15 protein-coding genes are annotated in these 19536 nt (G+C 67.6%); 5 read left to right on the forward strand and 10 right to left on the reverse strand.

Translation table 11 applies throughout. The features are described 5' to 3' along the window. Window positions 1–282 precede the first annotated feature (282 nt). Window positions 283–1203: an alpha/beta hydrolase gene (locus ACFYXF_RS12635; protein ID WP_389349537.1), complete on the forward strand. Its 921-nt coding sequence runs from the start codon at window positions 283–285 to the stop codon at window positions 1201–1203. 277 nt (window positions 1204–1480) lie between these two features. On the opposite strand, the gene ACFYXF_RS12640 is transcribed toward ACFYXF_RS12635, so the two are convergent. From ACFYXF_RS12640 to ACFYXF_RS12670, 7 genes are all read right to left on the reverse strand, one after another. Then, on the reverse strand, window positions 1481–2032 hold the full coding sequence (locus ACFYXF_RS12640) for an adenylate kinase (RefSeq protein ID WP_389349538.1): 552 nt from the start codon (window positions 2030–2032) through the stop codon (window positions 1481–1483). 233 nt (window positions 2033–2265) lie between these two features. Then, on the reverse strand, window positions 2266–2931 hold the full coding sequence (locus ACFYXF_RS12645; protein ID WP_389349539.1) for a CoA transferase subunit B: 666 nt from the start codon (window positions 2929–2931) through the stop codon (window positions 2266–2268). Next, window positions 2931–3743, reverse strand: coding sequence for a CoA transferase subunit A (locus tag ACFYXF_RS12650; RefSeq protein WP_389349540.1), 813 nt, complete (start codon window positions 3741–3743; stop codon window positions 2931–2933). Before ACFYXF_RS12650 ends, ACFYXF_RS12645 begins: the two co-directional genes overlap by 1 nt. Continuing rightward, window positions 3743–4918 carry an acyl-CoA dehydrogenase family protein gene (locus ACFYXF_RS12655; protein WP_389349921.1) on the reverse strand — a complete coding sequence of 392 codons (1176 nt, stop codon included), beginning with the start codon at window positions 4916–4918 and terminating at the stop codon, window positions 3743–3745. The genes ACFYXF_RS12650 and ACFYXF_RS12655 overlap by 1 nt, the downstream gene beginning before the upstream one ends. Window positions 4919–5003: 85 nt before the next feature. Next, a complete protein-coding gene (locus ACFYXF_RS12660) occupies window positions 5004–7052 on the reverse strand; it encodes a biotin carboxylase N-terminal domain-containing protein (protein WP_389349541.1) in 2049 nt (682 codons plus the stop codon). Window positions 7053–7095: 43 nt separating this feature from the next. Then, window positions 7096–8718 (reverse strand): carboxyl transferase domain-containing protein, encoded by a 1623-nt coding sequence (locus ACFYXF_RS12665; RefSeq protein WP_389349922.1) that lies wholly within the window; start codon window positions 8716–8718, stop codon window positions 7096–7098. 229 nt (window positions 8719–8947) lie between these two features. After that, the gene (locus ACFYXF_RS12670; protein WP_389349543.1) at window positions 8948–9529 is read right to left on the reverse strand and encodes a Zn-ribbon domain-containing OB-fold protein; all 582 of its coding nucleotides are present in this window, start codon (window positions 9527–9529) and stop codon (window positions 8948–8950) included. A 326-nt stretch (window positions 9530–9855) separates the two neighbouring features. On the opposite strand from ACFYXF_RS12670, the gene ACFYXF_RS12675 reads away from it, so the two are divergent. Continuing rightward, window positions 9856–11106 (forward strand): cytochrome P450, encoded by a 1251-nt coding sequence (locus tag ACFYXF_RS12675; RefSeq protein WP_389349544.1) that lies wholly within the window; start codon window positions 9856–9858, stop codon window positions 11104–11106. A 209-nt stretch (window positions 11107–11315) separates the two neighbouring features. On the opposite strand, the gene ACFYXF_RS12680 is transcribed toward ACFYXF_RS12675, so the two are convergent. Next, window positions 11316–12689 carry an MFS transporter gene (locus ACFYXF_RS12680; RefSeq protein WP_389349545.1) on the reverse strand — a complete coding sequence of 458 codons (1374 nt, stop codon included), beginning with the start codon at window positions 12687–12689 and terminating at the stop codon, window positions 11316–11318. 328 nt (window positions 12690–13017) lie between these two features. On the opposite strand from ACFYXF_RS12680, the gene ACFYXF_RS12685 reads away from it, so the two are divergent. The 3 genes from ACFYXF_RS12685 (at window position 13018) to ACFYXF_RS12695 (ending at window position 16602) form a co-directional block, all read left to right on the forward strand. Further along, the gene (locus ACFYXF_RS12685; RefSeq protein ID WP_389349546.1) at window positions 13018–14154 is read left to right on the forward strand and encodes a GAF domain-containing protein; all 1137 of its coding nucleotides are present in this window, start codon (window positions 13018–13020) and stop codon (window positions 14152–14154) included. Further along, window positions 14151–14783, forward strand: a complete 633-nt coding sequence (locus tag ACFYXF_RS12690; protein ID WP_389349547.1) for a response regulator transcription factor — start codon at window positions 14151–14153, stop codon at window positions 14781–14783. The genes ACFYXF_RS12685 and ACFYXF_RS12690 overlap by 4 nt, the downstream gene beginning before the upstream one ends. A 166-nt stretch (window positions 14784–14949) precedes the next feature. Further along, entirely contained in the window at window positions 14950–16602 is a 1653-nt protein-coding gene (locus ACFYXF_RS12695; RefSeq protein ID WP_389349548.1) for an AMP-binding protein, read from the forward strand. A gap of 197 nt (window positions 16603–16799) precedes the next feature. On the opposite strand, the gene ACFYXF_RS12700 is transcribed toward ACFYXF_RS12695, so the two are convergent. Next, window positions 16800–18842 (reverse strand): SpoIIE family protein phosphatase, encoded by a 2043-nt coding sequence (locus ACFYXF_RS12700; RefSeq protein WP_389349549.1) that lies wholly within the window; start codon window positions 18840–18842, stop codon window positions 16800–16802. 2 nt (window positions 18843–18844) lie between these two features. Continuing rightward, window positions 18845–19513, reverse strand: a complete 669-nt coding sequence (locus tag ACFYXF_RS12705) for an MEDS domain-containing protein (RefSeq protein WP_389349550.1) — start codon at window positions 19511–19513, stop codon at window positions 18845–18847. Window positions 19514–19536: the final 23 nt, after the last annotated feature.

Consider the following 19536-nt stretch of genomic DNA (forward strand, 5'->3'; position numbering starts at 1 on the left):
CTCCGACTGGCGTGCGTGAAGTGGGTGCCGAGGCCGTCCGATCGTGAAGTGTTCGGACCGAGCCGAGCCCCCGGCTTGTGCACTGCAGCTCGTACGGCGCCCTACGGATAAGCGTGTACGACGACAACCGGCCTCGCGTGCCCTGACCTGCGATCCATGCCGATGCAATCGGCACCACCGCGGAGATCGCTCTACCAACCCGGACAGCCTCGTCGATCCACTCGACGCGCGGGTGGGCCACGCCCCGCGAACCACCCCACGACTACGACGGCAGGAGTACTCGTGCCCCTTGATCCGCAGTTCCGCGCGGTTCTCGACCAACTCGCCGCAACCGGAATGACTCCCTTGGTCCGTGGCACCGCGCAGCAGACCAGAGCGCATTACCGCTCACTGGCAATGGCTCGCCGTGGCGGCGACTATGTGCCGGAACAGGTGCGCGAAGTGACGGACCGAACGATCGACGGCCCTCACGGGCCGATCCCGTTGAGGATCTGCAGCCCACTCAGCGAACGCGGGCGAGTAGTCACCTACGTGCACGGCGGTGGCTGGGTGGTCGGTGACCTCGACACCCACGACCCGGTTTGCCGACGGGTCGCGAACGCGCTCGGCGCGACCGTCGTGTCCGTGGACTACCGACTCGCTCCGGAGCACCACTACCCAGCACCGCTCGACGACATCATGGCGGCTCTGGCGTGGACTTCGGATACCTTCGGCGACTACCCACACGTGGTGGCCGGGGACAGCGCGGGCGCCAGCCTGGCCGCCGGCGCCGCGATTCGGGCCCGCGACGAAGACGGCCCCACGTTGGCTGCGCAGCTGCTGATCTACCCGGCCACCGACCCCACAATGAGCAGCCTGTCGTTCCGCGAGAACGGTGACGGCTACTTCCTCACCGGAAAGGACATGCGCTGGTTCTACGACCAGTACGCGCCCCTTGAGCAGCGGAGCGAGCCCGCGCTCGATCTGCTTGGCACGGCCGTACCGCACGGCCTGCCGCCCGCAGTTGTGGCCACCGCCGAGTTCGACCCGCTGCGCGACGAGGGCGACGCCTACGCGAACCGGCTGCGATCGGCGGGAGTACGCGTCGAACTCATCCCCGGGCCCGGCCTCATCCACGGCTACTTCGCCTTTCTCGGCGTGGTCTCGGCGGCGGATCACCGCAGTCGGGAGGTGCTCCGATCCCTCGACACACTGCTGCCGTAGGCGACGTTCTCAGGCACCAGCAGCCCAGGCAGTGTTCTCCGGACGGGTCGCAGTCGCCGCCGAGACGACTGACGGCCCGTTGGAGACGATCCGGCTGTTCAAGCTAAAGGATCCGTAGACGGCATCCCGCCACACACCTCGGATCGTGCATCTACTGCCGAGCCCGGCGACAACGCGCTGACAGCGTCAGTCCCAGGGTCTGATGGGCTGTAATTGTGCAGAGTCCGAGGCATAACTGCACTGAACCGGCTGACGCCTCGACCTACTGAATCAGCCCTCAGGCAGGGGTCGTGACGGCCTCCTGCACCCACTCTGCGATCTCCTCGACCGTTCCTACGGCGTCGATCCTCACCAGGATGTCGGCGTAGTGGGTGAGTAGCGGCGCGGTCTGCCGCCGGTACACCTGCTGCCGGTTCCGGATGACGTCCTCGGTGTCGTCCGGCCGGCCGCGGTCGCGCAGGCGTGCCACCACGACATCGTCCGGCACATCGAACTCGATCACCGCGTCCAACGTCTGTCCGCCCGCCGCCAGCAACTCCGCCAGGGCGTCCGCTTGGGCGACGGTACGAGGAAAACCGTCGAGCAGAAATCCCTTCTGTGCGTCCGACTCCGTCAACCGGGCCCGGACCATGTCGTACGTGACGCGGTCGGGAACCAGCGTGCCCGCGTCCAGGTACTCCTGGGCCTGCCGTCCCAGCGGCGTTCGCCCGGTGACGTGTTCTCTGAACAGGTCACCGGTGGAGATGTGCGGTATGCCTCGCTGCGCAGCCAGCAGGGCTGCCTGAGTCCCTTTGCCGGCGCCAGGCGGGCCTACAAGAACGAGTCGCATCAGGTTCCTTGCCTTGCTCGGTGAGCGTGGATGTCGTGCGAGGTCAGGTCAGGGCTTCGACCGTCGTTGCAGCCTGGTTGATGGCACGCATCCAAGCCGTAGCGGCTCGCCCGCCGCACCGCGGGCGCCCGGACTTTGCTGAGTTCGCCACGCACACCTCTGACCGCATCGATGAACCGACGGACGGACAACGGGATCGACGACGCCGTCCGGTGCAGCGGCGGGCGCAGCCGTCACCCGGCGTGCTCTCCCACGACGTCGAGCGCCTCGGCCACCGCGAGCTCGGCGTCGGTGTTGCTCCGGATCTCCGCCACGGTGACGCCGGGTGCGGTCTCGGTCAGCACCAGCCCCCGCTCGGTGATGTCGATGACACCTAGATCGGTGATGATGCGCTGGACGCACCGCTTGCCGGTCAGCGGCAGTGTGCACTCCTGAACGATCTTCGGTGTGCCGTCCTTGGCCACGTGCTCCATCAGCACCACGACCTTCCGCGCCCCGTGGACGAGATCCATCGCCCCGCCCATCCCCTTGATCATCTTCCCGGGGATGGTCCAGTTCGCCAGGTCGCCGACGGCGGAGACCTGCATGGCGCCGAGGATCGCCGCGTCGATGTGCCCGCCGCGAATCATCCCGAAGGACAGCGAGGAGTCGAAGAAGGAGGCGCCCGGCAGGACGGCGACGGTCTCCTTGCCGGCGTTGATCAGGTCGGGATCGACCTGATCGGCGGTGGGATACGGGCCGACTCCCAGGATGCCGTTCTCCGACTGCAGCACCACGTGCACGTTGGGCGGCAGGTGGTTGGGCACCAGCGTCGGCAGCCCGATGCCGAGGTTCACATACGACCCGTCGGTCAGCTCCCGTGCCGCCCGAGCTGCCATCTCGTCCCTGGACCAGGCCATCAGTTCTGCCCTCCCGTCGTACCGCGCTGCCCCGGCATCGCTTCGGCGACCGCGGGGACAGGACGTACGGTCGTCTTCTCTATGCGCTTGTCAGCGGCTTCCTCGGCGCTCAGGGCGAGCACCGACTGCACGAACACGCCGGGCAGATGGATCGCGTCCGGGTCGAGCTCTCCTGGCTCGACCAGTTCCTCGACCTCCGCGATGGTCACCCGGCCGGCCATCGCCGCGAGCGGGTTGAAGTTCCGGGCGGACTTGTCGAAGACGAGGTTGCCGTGCCGGTCTCCTCTGGCCGCACGGACCAGGGCGAAGTCAGTGGTGATCGACTCCTCCAGGACGTACTCCGTGCCGCCGTACTGGCGTATCTCCTTCTTCGGCGAGGCGACGGCCACGCCGCCGTGTGCGTCGTAACGCCACGGCAGGCCGCCCTCGGCGATCTGGGTGCCGACGCCGGCGGGGGTGAAGAAGGCCGGTATGCCACAGCCGCCGGCCCGAAGGCGTTCGGCGAGGGTGCCCTGCGGCACCAGCTCCAACTCGATCTCGCCGGAGAGGTACTGGCGGGCGAACTCCTTGTTCTCGCCGACGTAAGACCCGGTGACACGGGAGATGCGCCGGGTTTCCAGCAGCATCCCCAGGCCCCACCCGTCGACACCGCAGTTGTTCGAGACGACACGCAGATCGGTGGTGCCCCGCTCGTGCAACGCCTGAATCAGCGCGGAAGGAATGCCACAGAGCCCGAAACCTCCGACAGCCAGCGAGGCCCCATCGGGTATGACCGCCACCGCTTCCGCGGCGGAGGTGACAACCTTGTCCATCAGCGTGCCCCGTTCCGGTCGGTGAGGCCGAGTTCGCGGGCGATGAGCAGGCGCTGGATCTCGCTCGTGCCCTCGCCGATCTCGAGGATCTTTGCGTCGCGCCAGAAGCGGGCGACGGCGTACTCGTTCATGAAGCCGTAGCCGCCGTGGATCTGGGTGGCGTCGCGGGCGTTGTCCACGGCAATTTCGGAGCTGTAGAGCTTGGCGAGCGAGGCTTCCTTCTTGAAACTCTCGCCGGAGACCAGCTTCGAGGCAGCGTGCCGCCATGCCAGTCGGGCGGTGTGAGCACGCATCTCCATGTCGGCGAGCTTGAACTGGATGGCCTGGTTGGCCCCGATGGGGCGTCCGAACGCCTCGCGTTCGCGGGCGTACTTCAGCGACTCGTCGACGCAGCCCTGTGCGAGGCCGGTGGCAAGCGCGGCGATGGCGATCCGGCCCTCGTCGAGGATCCTCAGGAACTGGGCATAGCCACGGCCCCGCTCACCCAGCAGGTTCTGAGCCGGGACCCGGACGTCGGCGAAGGACAGTTCCCGGGTGTCCGAAGCGTTCCAGCCCACCTTGGAATACGGCGGAGCCACGGTCAGGCCCGGGGTCCCTGCGGGAACGATGATCGCGCTGATCTCCTTGCCCCCGGCCGGCGTCGTGCCGGTGAGAGCGGTCACGGTGATCAACCCGGTGATGTCGGTGCCGGAGTTGGTGATGAAGCATTTGCTGCCGTTGATCACCCACTCATTCGTGGCCTCGTCCAGGCGGGCGGTGGTGCGGGTGCCCCCGGCGTCCGAGCCACCACCCGGCTCGGTGAGGCCGAACGCGCCGAGGATCTCGCCCGCGCACAGCCGGGGCAGCCACTCGGCCTTCTGCTCCGTGGTGCCGAAGAGGTGGATGGGCATGGCTCCGAGCGAGACACCCGCCTCGAGAGTGACGGCCACCGAGGAGTCGACCCGGGCCAGTTCCTCCAGGACCAGGCCGAGGGCGAGGTAGTCGCCGCCCATGCCTCCGTCTTCCTCGGGGAAGGGCAGGCCGAACAAGCCCAGCTTGCCCATCTCCCGCACGATGTCGTAGGGGAACTGGTGCCGCTCGTAGAGGTCGCCGATAACCGGGGCGATCACGTCTCGGGCGAACTCCGCGACCGTGCGCCGGAGTTGTTCATGCTCGTCACTGAGCCGGTGGTTCAACATGGGGTCCTCGATCTCGTGCGAAATACAGAAGCGGTAGGGGTGGGATCGAACATCTGGGGTTCCGGCCAGCCGACGGGCGGCGTCAGGCCGCTTCCTCGCTCGCGGCCTCGGCGGATACGGGCTCGACGACGGCGAGCGTCTCGTCCATCGCCACCGTGGCGCCGGGCGCTGCGCGCAGTTCGGCCACCACACCGTCGAAGGGGGCGGTCAGAGCGTGTTCCATCTTCATCGCCTCCACGACGAGGATGGTCTGACCTGCTGTCACCAGTTCTCCGACAGCCGCCTTCACCAGAGTGACGGTGCCTGGCATCGGAGCGGTGAGAGTGCCGCCGGCGACCGCCGCAGAGCCGGTCCCGGCCGCGACGGCCGGGTCGAAAGTGCGCAGCCGCCAGGTGTCGGAGCCGCGTGAGAGCCAGTGCACGACGTCGCCGCCTGCGGTGGTTTCCACCGTGTGGTCCAGTCGCTGAACGGTCCCGTTCCAGGTCAGTAGCACCCCGTCGGCTCCATCGGGGCGCAGGTCGGCCGGTTCGGCCTCTCCGCCGCCATAGGAGACCTCATAGGGAGCCGGGCCCAAGGGGGTGCGGCGGACACGTATCGCGATCGGCTCGCGATCACCATCAAGGAACTGGTGGGTGGTCCAGGCAGGACCGCCGATTCGCCAGCCCGTGGGCACGGAGAATGGGTCGACCCACACCTGCCCATCCTCCTGCGTGGACTCCCGAGCCGACTCGACGGCGAGCGCGGCCGCCAGCGCGACCTCGTCCGGCATCGGTACGTCGACGAGGGAAGGCAGTCGGGCCTCCACCAGCCCGGTGTCCAGACGGCCGGCGACCACGTCGCTGTCCTCAAGCAGCCTGCGTAGGAACCCGGTGTTGATCGTTACGCCGTGCACGCGGGTTCGGTCGAGCGCGGCACGCAGGCGACGCAGCGCGGTCTCCCGGTCCGGACCATGGGCGATCACCTTGGCGAGCATGGGGTCGTACGTGCTGCCGACCTCGTAGCCTTCCACCAAGCCGGAGTCGACGCGGATGCCCTCACCGGCCGGCTCCCGCAGGGTCAGCACCCGCCCGCCGCTGGGCAGGAACCCCCGTGCGGGGTCCTCGGCGTACAGGCGCACCTCGACGGCGTGGCCGTCGAAGCCGACCTGATCCTGGCCGAACGTCAGCGCTTCGCCGGCGGCGACACGTATCTGCCAGTCGACCAAGTCCAGGCCGGTCACCATCTCGGTCACCGGGTGTTCAACCTGGAGCCGGGTGTTCATTTCCATGAAGAAGTACTCGTCCGGGCGGTCGGCGGAGACGATGAACTCCACCGTGCCCGCACCGACATAGCCGCACGAACGGGCTGCCTCGACCGCCGCCGCGCCCATCGACGCCCGGGTGCCCTCCTCAAGCAGGACCGAGGGGGCCTCTTCGACGATCTTCTGATGGCGGCGCTGGAGGCTGCACTCGCGCTCACCGAGGTGCACCACATTCCCGTGGGTGTCGGCCAACACCTGGATCTCGATGTGACGGGGACGGTCGATCCAGCGTTCCACCAGCAGGGTGTCGTCTCCGAAGGCACCACGCGCCTCGCGTCGCGCGGCGGCGATCTCCTCGTGGAGCACGGCCGCGTCGCGGACGAGGCGCATGCCCTTGCCGCCGCCGCCCGCCGAGGGCTTGAGCAGGACGGGCAGGCCGACCGTGCGTGCCGCTTCGGCGAGCTGATCGTTCGTCAGCCCGCTGCCGCTGCTGCCGGGCACCACCGGCACGCCGTGGGCGCGCACGGTGTCCTTGGCACGGATTTTGTCGCCCATCAGCTGGATCGCGGTCGCGGGCGGGCCGACGAAGGCCAGTCCCGCGTCGGTGACGGCCTGGGCGAAGCGCTGGTTCTCGGACAGGAAGCCGTAGCCGGGGTGGATCGCCTGGGCGCCCGTACGCACGGCGGCCTTCACTATCTGCTCGATGTCGAGATAGCCGTCGGCGGGGCCGCCGGGGCGCAGGGCCACCGCTGTGTCGGCCTCGAGTACGTGCCGTGCGTGGGCGTCCGCGGTGCTGTGAACGGCGACCGCGCGGATGCCGAGCCGGTGCAGCGTGCGGATGACCCGCACCGCGATCTCGCCACGGTTGGCGATCAGAACGGTGTCGAACACCTGGAAGCTCCTCGAAGAGGGAGGGGGAGAGGGAAGGGAGGGGTCACATGCGGAAGACGCCGAACTGCGGTTCGGCCAAGGGAGCGTTGGCGCAGGCTGTCAGGGCCAGCCCAAGCACGGTGCGGGTGTCGAGGGGGTCGATGATCCCGTCGTCCCACAACCGCGCGGTGGAGTAGTAGGCGCTGCCCTGCTCCTCGTACTGCTCACGGATCGGCTGCTTGAACTGATCTTCCGCTTCGGCGGTCCACTCCTCGCCCCGCGCCTCCAGTTGGTCGCGCTTGACAGTTGCGAGCACGGTTGCGGCCTGCTCGCCGCCCATCACGGAGATCTTGGCGTTGGGCCACATCCACAGAAAGCGGGGGGAGTACGCGCGCCCGCACATCGAGTAGTTGCCCGCGCCGTGCGACCCGCCGACGACCACCGTCAGCTTTGGCACGCGGGTGGTGGCGACGGCCGTGACCATCTTCGCGCCGTGCTTGGCGATGCCGCCGTTCTCGTAGGCGCGGCCGACCATGAAACCGCTGATGTTCTGCAGGAACACCAGGGGTATGCCGCGCTGGTCGCACAGCTCGATGAAGTGGGCGCCCTTCTGGGCTGATTCGGCGAAGAGGATGCCGTTGTTGGCCACGATCCCCACCGGATGCCCATGGATGCGGGCGAAACCGGTGACCAGCGTCTGGCCGTATTCGGCCTTGAACTCAGCGAAGCGCGACCCGTCCGTGATCCGCGCGATGACCTCATGGATGTCGAAGGGAGTCCGGTTGTCCGCCGGGACGACGCCATAGAGCCCAGCAGGATCCACGACAGGCTCCTCCACCGGGGTCACATCCCACGGCCTCAGCGCTCGCGGACCGAAGGTCGCGACGATGGACCGGACCGTGCGCAGGGCATGCGCGTCGTCCTCAGCCAGATGGTCGACGACGCCGGAGACCCGGGCATGGACCTCTCCACCGCCCAATTCCTCGGCGGTGACCACCTCACCCGTGGCAGCCTTCACCAGCGGCGGACCGCCTAGGAAGATCGTCCCCTGGTTCCGCACGATGACCGTCTCGTCGCTCATCGCGGGGACGTACGCCCCGCCGGCCGTGCAGGAACCCAGTACCGCGGATATCTGGGGTATGCCCGCCGCCGACATTCGGGCCTGGTTATAGAAGATCCGCCCAAAGTGCTCGCGGTCCGGGAACACATCGTCCTGCATCGGCAGATAGGCGCCCCCGGAGTCCACGAGGTAGATGCAGGGCAGGCGATTCTCCAACGCCATCTGCTGCGCGCGCAGATGCTTCTTGACGGTCATCGGGTAGTACGTGCCGCCCTTGACCGTGGCGTCGTTGGCGACGATGACGCACTCACGACCCGCGACACGGCCGATGCCGGCCACGACTCCGGCTGCCGGAGCGTCACCGCCGTACAGCCCGTGAGCCGCCAGGGGCGCCAGTTCCAGGAACGGCGAACCGGGGTCGAGCAGGGTTTCCACCCGGTCGCGGGGCAACAGTTTGCCGCGGGCGACGTGCTTGGCCCTGGCTCGCTCACCGCCGCCCAACTCGGCTTCGGACAGCCGACGACGGAGAGTTTCCACCGCGGCGGCATGCCTGTCGCGGTTGCGGCGGAAGTCATCCGACTGCGGATCGGCGGCGGTCGAGAGCCTGAGGCCGGTCGGCCAGTGCATCCCGGCCGCCGCGACTGAGAGGGCTGCGCCCCGCTGGAGTTCTGTGGCCAATGTCGTCATCACTGCTTCCTTGCGCAGCCCGCTCGGCAGACGAGCCAGAGCACCGTGCGTGATCTTTGTTAGTTAACGTTAACTCACGTATTTGAGGTTAGCGCTCGTTAACGGAATTCGTCCAGGGTCCGCCGGTCCGGAAATCAGACAGGCGCCGATGGCGGCTCCAGGCCGCCGCCTACCAGCGAGCGGCAGGGCCGCCGTAGGGCTTGAAGGTGACAGTCCAGGGGTCGGAGTCGGCGACCGCCTCCACACACACCCGGGAGCCGGGCCGCGCGACATCGCGTCCCGCCCCGACGACACTGCCCTGCAGCCTGAATCCCTCGGCCATGGCGACCGTGGAGATGACGTACGGCACATCGTCCCGGCGCACGACGACGGAACGGGCGACGACGCCCGTACCCTCGCTGCGCTCCAGTTCCAGGTCTTCCGAGGCGCAGGCGCGACAGAACACCCGCCGGAAGGCCGGGGTACGACACCACTTGCAGCGCTGGAAGTACAGCTCACCGTCTTTCAGCCCGCCAAAGCTGCTCTGTTGATCGAGATCGAGGGCCAAACCGCCTCCAGACAGAGGCACGCAGGCCTCATCGATGGCCAGATTGGCGGTCAGGGGCATGCGGAGCGGTATCGAAATCTCCATGTCGGACATGAACGTCACCTCCATGCGGCCAGCGGCCACGTAGGCCCGGTGCGCGGGACGGCGGAGCCCGGGAATCGGCATCCGCGCTTGAGATCGTTGACAGGCCGCGATGACGGCCATGGGCACTCCGGAGGGCGGGCGGCAGACGGCTCACGCACTCACGGGGCGCCGGCAACAGCGGGATTCACGTTAACCGTCGTTAACAAGGCTGTCCAGCATGAGTCCATACAGGCGCTTCCGCGTAGCCCTCGACAGCGAAACGCCCCTTTACACGGTCACTGCAGGTGGCTACCGTCGACGCACTTAGGTTAACTGCCGTTAACACACTGTCCGGCTACTGAACAGGACGTCCGCGAAAGGAACGGCTCATGGCAGGCACGGTCAACCAGGCTCCACCGACGGAAGGGGGGATAACCCCTCATCCCGATGTGCCGAGCCTTCCGAGCGTGCTCGATCGCCTCGATCTCTTCGGTACCGGATTCGCAGCCGATCCGTATCCCGCCCTGGCCGCCCTGCGCCACACTGCGCCGGTGCACCACGATCCCGGAACCGGCCTGTGGCTGGTCAGCAGGTATGTGGATGTGCGGCGGGTGCTGCTCGAACCGGGCACATATGTACCGGACAACGCCCAGCGTGCCGTCGCCCCGCTGCCTATGTCAGCGCTCCGCGCCCTGGCCAGGGCCGGGTTCACGCTGCCACCCGCCCTCGCCGACAACGGCGGCTCGACCCACGCGGGGCTTCGTCGCCTGGTCATGCGATTCTTCAGTTCCGAGCGAGTCTCCGCCGCCATGCCGGTGATCGAGGAGACCGCACGGGAGTTGGCTGCGGACATTCGCGACCGGTTCTCCGCCGGTGCCACTTGCGATCTGGCTGCGGACTACGCGCGGCCGCTGCCGTGCCAGGTGATGATGCGGCTGCTCGGCATCAAAGGCATCTCTGCCGACAAACTGCTGAAATGGAGCGATGCTGCGCTGGAGCTCTTCTACGGCCGTCCGCCCGCCGAGCGGCAGACCTACCTGGCGGAGCTGGTGGGCGACTTCCACCGATGGCTCTCGGACCAGGTGGCAGGCGCCGCGCCAGAAGACGGCCTCGTCGGGGCACTGCGCAATCACCGCCTGCCAGGTGGCGAGCTGCTGGACCGCGCAACCGCCGTGGCCGTGTGCTTCTTCGTCTTCATCGCCGGGCAGTCCACCACCGGCCAGCTGATCTCCACGGTGCTGCGCCGCGTGGCGGCCGATCCGCAGGCGTGGTCGCGCGCCGCCACCGAGGACGCCTTCGCTTCGGCGTGGGTGGAGGAGACACTCCGTCGGGAGCCGCCGGTCACCACGTGGCGCAGGATCGCCGCGCGTGAGGTGGAACTGTCCGGAGTACGACTGCCGGCCGGAGCGCATCTCCTGCTGATGCTGATGGGAACAGGGTCGGACCCCGATGTGTTCACCGAGCCCGAGCAGCTGTGCCCTTCCCGGGAGAACGTCCGCCACCACCTGTCCTTCGGCGCAGGGCGCCACCGCTGTCCAGGGGCACTGTTGGCGCGTACCGAAGCGGCAGTGGCGCTCCGCACTGCGGCCCATCTGCTCCCGGACGCAGTACTCATGGAGGACGAGCCACCGCCCATGCTTGGGTTGCTGTCGTTCCGTGCGCCGCTGCGGGTACCGGTGCGCCGCATGGGCGCCTCCGAGCCTCAGCAGTCCCGGTGACTCAGCGGACACCCTGGTGCTCCGACTGCCGTATGCCTGACGTGTCCTGCGCCGCCTTTCCGCGCCCCGACTTCCCGAGTCCGTCCTGGACAGCGGCCGGGACCGACCGCGGAGGTGGGCCGAGTGACCTCAGGGGACTCCGCCTTCACCTTGCCCGTTCGGGCGGGCAGGTGAGCCGCGCCCGCAGGACGGCCCACCTGTCCCCGAGATCAGGAGGTCGCTGCCGCGGTGGCCCCCGGTGCCGCCGAAGGCCGGGCGTCGATGGCGACGCCCTTGGTCTCCTTCATCGCCAGCACCGACAAGCTGCTGATCAGCCCGAGCGCCGTGAGGTAGAACCCGACCCCGATGCCGCCGAAAGCGGCCGCCAGTGGTGGTGCGACCACCAGCGGGACCGCGCCGCCGAGGATGCCGCCCAGGTTGTAGCCCATGCCGGCGCCGGTGTAGCGATACCGCGTGTGGAAGAGCTCCGGCAGGTAGGCGGCGGCCGGACCGTACGGGATGCCGAGCACCACCATCAACAGGCTCATCCCGATGAAGAACGACAGCCTGTTCCCGGGTTGCATGATCAGGAACGCCAAGGGCCCCACGGCCATCGAGGAAACGGTTCCGACGAGCAGGACTCGCCGCCTGCCGATCCGGTCGGAGTACAGGGCCGACAGTATGACGGTAACGGAGAGCACAAGCGCGGCGATGACGCCGCCGACAAGGATCGTCGGGCGCGACAGGCCCAGCACGCCGACGCCCGGCGCCTGGCCCGCGTAGCTGGTGAGGTACACGGTGCTGATGTAGAAGACTCCGAAGGTCATGGTCAGCATGCCGCCGGTCAGCAGCACCTGTCGCCACTGCTCACGCAGTGCTTCGACGAAGGGCAGTTTGACCTGCTCGCGGCGGGACGTGGACTGCTTGAAGACCGGTGTCTCCTCGATCTTCAGTCGGATGTACAGGCCGACGGCGACCAGCACGAAACTGAGCAGGAACGGGATCCGCCAGCCCCAGCTCGCGAAGCTCTCCGGCTCCATCGCCAACGCGGTGACGAGGAACGTCGTGCTGGACAACGCCAGGGCCACGCCTGGGCCGAGCTGCGGGAACATGCTGTACAGGCCCCGCTTGCCCGAGGGCGCGTACTCGGCCGTGAGCAGGGCCGCGCCGGCCCACTCGCCACCGACCGCGAGCCCTTGCAGCGCGCGCAGGGTCACCAGCACGATCGGGGCTGCTACACCGATCGTGTCTGCGGTCGGCACCAGCCCGATCGCGAACGTGGACAGTCCCATGAGCAGCAGCGTGGAGACCAGCGTTTTCTTGCGCCCCAGGCGGTCACCGAAGTGACCGAACAGGATCGACCCCAGTGGACGGAAGAAGAAGGCCACGCCGAACGTCGCGAACGAGGCGACGGTGGCCGCAGCGCTCCCGAGGGCCGGGAAGAACAGCGGACCGAAGACCAATGCGGCCGCTGTTCCGTAGATGAAGAAGTCGTAGAACTCGATGGAGGTTCCGATGAGCGAGGCGACGGCCACCCGGCGCATCGGCAGTGGCCGGTCGGCCGAGCTAATCAACGGCCTTCTCGCAGATTGTTCGGTACTCATTGTTCACCTCGGTGATGGGCAGCATCGCCTGTGCAGCCGGCGTGCATGCGGAGGGGACGGGAGGCGGCGGACCGAAGCCGCGCATGACTCCGAGGGGCGTAGGGGGCGGGGCGGTATCCCTCGTCACTACGCCGTCGGCTCTGGGGGGGGGTGGCGAGATCGTGCGCGCCCCGGCATCACCCTGATAGCTCCAAGTGGAGACCTCCTGGCAGAGGTCTCCACTTGGAGGTAGCGCGGGAACGCGGAAGCGGTGACTATCGGCCGCAGGACTGTATTACGGGCCTGTTAACCCTGGTGGCCCGACGGAAGGCCTCATACCATGTCTTTTGTGGCACAGAAGCGGCCACGGCCGCCGCAGCTGAACCTGCTGTCCGAGCTCACCGACGGTTACAGCCAGATCCTGGCCCTTCTCGACGGCTCCACCGCAATGCGCAGGATCGTGGACGACGTCCCGGCCTCGAGCGGTGTCGATGTGGCATGGGTCGGCGAACCGGATGGCGGTGATCAGATCGTGTTGCGCCACATGGTGAACACCCGCACACCCGCGATGAACGAACTCACCGTCCCCAAAGGCCGTGGACTCGGCGGACAGGTGATCGAGCGCCGCCGCCTGCTGTGGGTGAGCGACTACCGGCGCGCAGAGAACATCACTCACCACTTCAGATCGCAGGTGGAGAGGGAGGGCCTGGGCGCGGTCATCGCCGTGCCCATGATCTACGAGGACCGGCTGCTCGGTGTGCTGTACGGAGCCAATCGGTTCAAGTCGTCGTTCGGCGATCGGACGACTCAGGCACTGGAACAGGCCGCCGGCCGGGCCGCTGCAGCCGCGGTGGTCGCCGAGCGGGCCAGGCACGCCGCCGAGGTCGCCGTCCATGAGGACCGGCGCCGCGTCGCCGTCGACCTGCACGACAGCGTCGGCGCCATGCTGTTCACCATTGGCGCCGGCATCCGCGCGCTGATCGACGAACTTCCCCCGGGGGACGCCCTCCAGCCCCGGCTGGGCGACATCGAGCAGCAGGCCGTGGAAGCGGCAGCCGCCCTGCGCGGGTCGCTGCACGCGCTCAGCGTCCCGCCCGAGCAGGTCAGTCTCGGCGTGGCCCTGCGCGGCGACTGCCGCGCCTTCCAGGAGCGCACGGGCATCGTCGCCCGCCTCATCACCGTCACCGAACTTCCGGCCATGCCCCCGGCGCATATCAAGGCGCTTGCCGACACAGCGCGGGAGGCATTGCTCAACGTGGAGAAACATGCCCATGCCCGCTCCGTCGTGCTCAGCGTGTTCGCCGCCTCCAACGGAGTGACGATGAGGATCGCCGACGACGGGGTGGGCCTGCCCGCCGCTGGAAAGGACCCGGAAGGACTCGGCGTGGCGACCATGTCCGAGCGGCTGGCACGGGTCGGCGGGCGGCTGGACATCGGGGGCGGCGAAGACGGTGGCGTCACCGTCCAGGCGTGGGTCCCCGCATGACCACAACAGCGATCCGTGTGCTGGTCGTGGACGACCATCCCATCGTCCTGGACGGCGTCACCATGGCGCTCAGCAGCACTTCGTGGATCACCGTCGCCGGATATGCCCGCTCGGGGCGTGAGGCCATCACGGCCGCGGCACGTCTCCAGCCCGATGTCGTCCTGCTCGACCTGCGGCTGCCCGACATGCTCGGCCCTGAAGTGATCCGGGCGCTGCGCTCGCACTCCCCCGGCGTCAAGGTGGTGATCTTCACCGCGTATCCGGAGCACGTGGCTTTGGACGCGGCACTCGACGCCGGAGCCCATGCTGTCGTCGTGAAAGACACCGAGCGTTCCGATCTGGTGGACATCATCCGCCGGGTGAACGCCGGCGAGCGCATCGACTGCACGGGGCTCGAGCCCGACTTCAATGTGCTCCTGGTCAGGAAACTCAAGGAATGCGGTCTCACCCGCCGCGAGTACGAGATCCTGCGCAGGGTCGCGATGGGTGAAACCAATCCGGAGATCGGCGAGGCTCTCGGCCTTACCCGCAACACCGTCAAGACCTATCTCCAGCGAACCCTGGAGAAGCTGGGCGCCCGCAACCGGGTCGAAGCCCTGTCGCGAGCCAACGAATACGGAATCCTCTAACGGCGCTGCGAGGGCACCGTCGCGAGTCCGGGTAACACGCTCCGCAGCCAAAGGATGAGGCTGGGGCCCGCAACGGCCGGACCGCCTCGATCTTCGATAGCCCCTCAATTCGGCAATTCTTCAATTCGAGATGCCTCAACTTCGGCAATCCCCATAAGGAGCTTTCATGGCTACGCCTCATCTCAGCTATGCATCGGGCCTCTCAGAGACGCCGTTGCTGGGCGGGACCATCGGCGCCAACTTCGACCACACGGTCGCTGTCTTCGGCGAACGGGAAGCTCTGGTGGATGTCCCCACGGGGCGACGATGGACGTATCGAGAGCTTGCCGAGGACGTGGACGCAGTTGCGCTTGGGCTGCTGGACTTGGGCGTGGGCAAGGGTGATCGGGTGGGTATCTGGTCGCCGAACTGCGCGGAGTGGACCCTCGTGCAATACGCAACCGCGAAGATCGGCGCCATTCTGGTCAACATCAACCCCAGCTACCGGACTCACGAGCTGGAGTACGTCCTCAACCAAGCGGGCGTCCGCACTGTGGTGGCCATGCCGACCTTCAAGACCTCCGACTACGCCGCGATGCTCGCACAAGCACTTCCGAACTGTCCGACGGTGAAGGACGTTCTGCTGATCGGCCAGGGTTCGTGGGGCGAGCTCGTCGAGACCGGCCTTGCCGGCGACCGTGCGCGTCTGACCGACGTCGGTGCGTCGCTGAGTCCCCAGGACCCGATCAATATTCAGTACACGTCGGGGACGACCGGCTTTCCCAAGGGCGCGACTCTGTCGCACCACAACATCCTCAACAACGGTTTCTTCGTCGGGGAATTGTGCCACTACACCGAGGAAGACCGGGTCTGCATCCCGGTGCCGTTCTATCACTGCTTCGGCATGGTGATGGGCAATCTGGCGTGCACCAGCCACGGCGCGACGATGGTGATCCCCAGACCTTCGTTCGATCCCAAGGCCACCCTCGAAGCGGTCGCGGCGGAGGGCTGCACCTCGCTGTACGGGGTGCCGACGATGTTCATCGCGGAGCTGGCTGATCCGGACTTCGACTCCTACGACCTGTCCAGCCTGCGGACCGGCATCATGGCCGGTTCACCGTGCCCGATCAACGTGATGCAGCAGGTCATCGAGAAGATGGGCATGGAAGAGGTCGCCATTTGCTACGGGATGACCGAGACCTCGCCCGTTTCGACGCAGACCAGGCCGGATGACTCCCTGGAGCGTCGTGTCTCCACGGTGGGCCGGGTTGGACCGCACCTGGAGGTTCAGGTGGTGAATCCGGCCACCGGTCTGACGGTGCCCCGGGGGGAGGCCGGCGAGCTGTGCACCCGCGGGTACTCGGTCATGCTGGGCTACTGGAACGAACCGGAGAAGACGGCCGAGGCCATCGACGCCGCAGGCTGGATGCACACCGGGGATCTGGCGGTCATGGACGACGAGGGATACGTCAGCATCACCGGCCGGATCAAGGACATGGTCATCCGCGGCGGCGAGAACATCTACCCACGCGAGATCGAGGAGTTCCTCTACACCCACCCCGACATCCTCGATGCCGAGGTCGTCGGCGTGCCTGACGCGAAGTACGGCGAGGAGCTGATGGCCTGGTTGCGCATGAAGGACGGAGCTGAGCCGCTCATTGCCGATGCCGTCCACGAGTTCTGCAGGGGCAAGCTCGCCCACTACAAGATCCCGCGCTATGTGCAGGTCATCGACGAATTCCCCATGACCGTCACCGGAAAGGTCCGCAAGGTGGAACTGCGCGAGATGGCAGTCCAAAAGCTCGGACTTGGCGACGCCGTCCCCACCACCCACGGCTGACAACTTGCCGGAACCACAACCTCACACATCTTCAGGCGAAGGGCAGTCCGTCCTGCCGCTCTCGGTCCAGAGGCAGGACGGCTTCATCGGAACAGGACATGGGGTCCTGCCCGAGTCAGGCCTGTGTCGAGCCAGGTGTCTCTGACAACCCTGACTGCGAGGTGCCGGTTACCGCTGCTGCGCTCGGGCGTTAGCGATCACGCGCCATCCGCCGGCGAAAGGGTCTGCTCAGCCCAGATAATCTTGCCGGCTGCGGTGTAGCGGGTGCCCCAGCGCCGAGTGAGCTGCGCGATGATGAACAGCCCTCTGCCACCCTCGTCGGTCGTTCTGGCATGCTGAAGGCGAGGTGAGGTGCTGCTGCCGTCCGAGACCTCGCAGATCAGGACGTCCTGGTGGATCAGGGACAGGCGGATGGGACCGGTTGCGTAGCGGATGGCGTTGGTGACCAGTTCACTGACGACGAGTTCCGTGGCGAACTGCGCGTCGTCCAGGCCCCAGGCGGTGAGCTGTGCGCCAGCCAGATTCCGGGCGCTCGCGACGACTGCCGGGTCGGCCGCCAGATCCCAGGAGGCCACCTGGTCCGGGCCGAGGACATGGGTGCGGGCCAGGAGCAGGACCACGTCGTCGGTCAGCGGGCCACTCAGCAGAGATTGGACCGCGTCACCACAGAGCGCGTCCAGGGTCAGGCGGGGCCGAGTGAGGGCATCGCCCAGCCTTGCGATGTCCATGCCCATGTCCCGGTCCGAGGCCTCGACAAGGCCGTCGGTGTACAAAGCGATCAGAGTGCCCTCGGGCAGTTCGAACTCGACGGATTCGAAGGGCAGGGCCCCGAGCCCGAGGGGCGGCCCGGCCGGGAGGTCGGGGAACGTGACGGTGCCGTCCGGCTGGACGAGGGCGGGCGGCAGGTGGCCTGCGCGGGCCATCGTGCACCGCCGTGTGACCGGGTCGTAGACGGCGTAGAGGCATGTGGCTCCCACGGCTGCGGAGCCCTCGGCCTCTTCGCGAGCCTCTTCCTCCTCCGCGAGACCGATGACGAGGTCGTCCAGATGGGCCAGCAACTCGTCGGGCGGCATATCGAGGTCGGCGAGTGTGCGCACGGCCGTACGGAGCCACCCCATGGTGGCTGCCGCGTTGATCCCATGGCCGACCACATCGCCGACGACCAGAGCGACCCTGGCCCCCGACAGCGGGATCACGTCGAACCAGTCACCGCCCACACCGATCGGGGCCCCCGCCGCGAGGTAGCGTGAGGCCACCTCCAGGGCGGTCCCTCCGGTCAGCCGCCGCGGAAGAAGATCGCGCTGCAACGCCGCTGAGGCCGTGTGTTGCGCAAGCTCCATGGCCAGCACGGTGGCGCCGTGCTCGAGGGCGATCTGCTCCCGATCCCCCGCCGTCCCTGCGGGATCCACCAGTGCAATCACACCTAGGATGTCGGCGCCCGGGCTGGCAACGGCTGTGAGCCGACCGTTCTCCCGGACCGGCCGCCCCTCGCTAAGAGCACGGCGGAGTATCCGATCTCGTAGGCTCGGGGGCTCTCTCTCATAGGGGGCGGAACCCTCCGGGCCTGCCCACGCCCGGACGTTCCCGTAGCGGTCCTCGACCGCGACCGGGTACCCGGTGAGTTCGTACACGGCACGGGCGATTCCTTCCTGCCCCTCCCCGGCCACTGCGACACGGGTCAGCCGGTCGTGGATCCGGGTGGTGTGCTCCAGCGCGCTCACGGTTTCGGCCAGCGCGGCATTGGCACGGCGCAGTTGCTCGGCCTTTGCCCGCTCCGCTGTGTGCAGCCGGGCGTTGGCCAGGGCCACTCCGGTTTGCTGGGCGAGCACACGCAACAGGAACTGAGTGGCCTGGGAAGGCGACTCGGATGCGGCCACGACGAAGTAGCCGATGTGCTCTTGGATCCGCCTCAGGGGCAGAGCCCACGCCCAAGCGTGTCCCGGGATCTCGACCGGGCCGCTGCTCGTGCCGAGAGAGCGGAGTTGCGCCTCCGTTTCGGCCCGAACATGCTCCGCGGAAAGAAGGGTGACGCCAGCCTGCCATCCGTCCTCGTCGAGGTACACGCCCACTGCGCGACAACTGCTGAGGGACGGCACCGAGGCAGCCGCAAGGCTGAGGATCTTCTCCTCGCTGCCGCTCTCGGTCATCAGCATCGAGAGCATCAGCAGCCCCTGCAGGTTCGACAGCTGATCGCGCTGCTCCCTGTCGCGGGCCGTGCGGTCGGTGGGGACGGCGGTCATGGTCACTGCCGGAGGGCGAGGAACTCGTCAGGATCGAGGTAGTAGGGGTTGTCGAGCACCATGCCCCCGAGCACCATTTTGGGATGGGTCTTGAGCACCTCCACCAGGGTTTCCCCGCTGTACTGATCGAGCGGGTAGAGACACAGGCCTCCCTGGTACGGATTGCGGATCAGGAACTGGTTCACCACCGCCTCGTACATCAGGAGCTCATCGAGAATGGGCAGCGGGTGTAGCGCCCAGGTCATCTCCGAAGCTGCACGGGTGTAGCGGAATCCGTTCTGGAGGGCAATGGCTATGTTCTGTTCCCACCAGTCAAAGACCCTCTCCATGGAAAAGCCGCCACCGCGCAGAAAGACGTCCTGCGAGGGGTACACCTCCAGCTGCCGCCGGTCGAGAACCGGCTTGAGGTCGGCGTCGGCACCAAGGTCGTCGAGCAGCTCCGCGGGTTCGGTGGTATCCACGACGCAGACGCATTTTTCGCCGGTACGCAGGCCCTCACGAAGGAAGGGGAGCAGGATTCCGTCGCGCTCCGCCAGGCTCGTATAGAAGACGCATACGTGATCGCCTGGGGCGATGCTGACGTCGGAGGTCCCCAGAGATGTTGAAGAGGGCAACATCCGTATCACCTTCTCTGGCTGGAGCAGACAGCCGGGCCCCGTACTGGAGAGCATAGTCCTGAGCCCCCAACGACAGC

Origin of the sequence: Streptomyces sp. NPDC002680 (assembly GCF_042889145.1) — a bacterium.
Lineage (GTDB): Bacteria > Actinomycetota > Actinomycetes > Streptomycetales > Streptomycetaceae > Streptomyces > Streptomyces adonidis.